Origin of the sequence: Terrabacter terrae (genome assembly GCF_039529575.1) — a bacterium.
Classification (GTDB): Bacteria; Actinomycetota; Actinomycetes; order Actinomycetales; family Dermatophilaceae; genus Terrabacter; species Terrabacter terrae.
Genome location: NZ_BAAANB010000139.1, coordinates 1 through 589, shown reverse-complemented (window position 1 = coordinate 589; position 589 = coordinate 1). Strand labels below are relative to the sequence as shown.

Sequence of the window (589 nt, the reverse complement as noted above, 5' to 3'; positions counted from 1 at the left end):
CCGAGCAGGGCCACCGTCTCGCCCGGGACGACGAAGCCGACGAAGATCGCGTCCTCGACGAACACCACGGTCCCGACGACGAGCAGCACGAGCCAGGTGGGGGCGCTCAGCACCTCGTCGGTGATGTTCTGGAGCAGGGCGCTCACGGCGGACTCCTCGGGTCGGCGGCAGGTCGGCGGGCAGGTCGTCGGCGTTCTCGGTCTGGCCTCCCAGTCTCCGGGTCGTGCCTGTGCCTCTTCTGGGAGCCGTACCCATCGCGTGCGCTCGCACGAGTTGGCCTGTCACGGCATTTGGACACCCATAACGGCGCGACATGGTTCCTGGTCACAATGGCGCCGGACCAGGGGCCGGAGCGTCCCACCAGAGAGCGCGAGAGGACGAGCCGATGGCAACACCGCGACTGGGCGAGACCGCCCCTGACTTCGAGGCCACCACGACCGAGGGGCCGATCCGCTTCCACGAGTGGAAGGACGGCAGCTGGGCCGTCCTCTTCAGCCACCCCGCCGACTTCACGCCGGTGTGCACGACGGAGCTGGGTCGCGTGGCGGCCCTGTCCGACGAGTGGGCCAGGCGGGACGTCAAGGTCCTC

The 589-nt window shown here is 69.8% G+C and carries 1 protein-coding gene; it reads left to right on the top strand.

Annotation, left to right across the window (positions count from 1 at the left end; all coding sequences use genetic code 11):
* Positions 1-385: 385 nt before the first annotated feature.
* The coding region (locus ABD194_RS20010) for a redoxin domain-containing protein (protein WP_343994781.1) at positions 386-589 on the top strand (204 nt) is incomplete at its 3' end.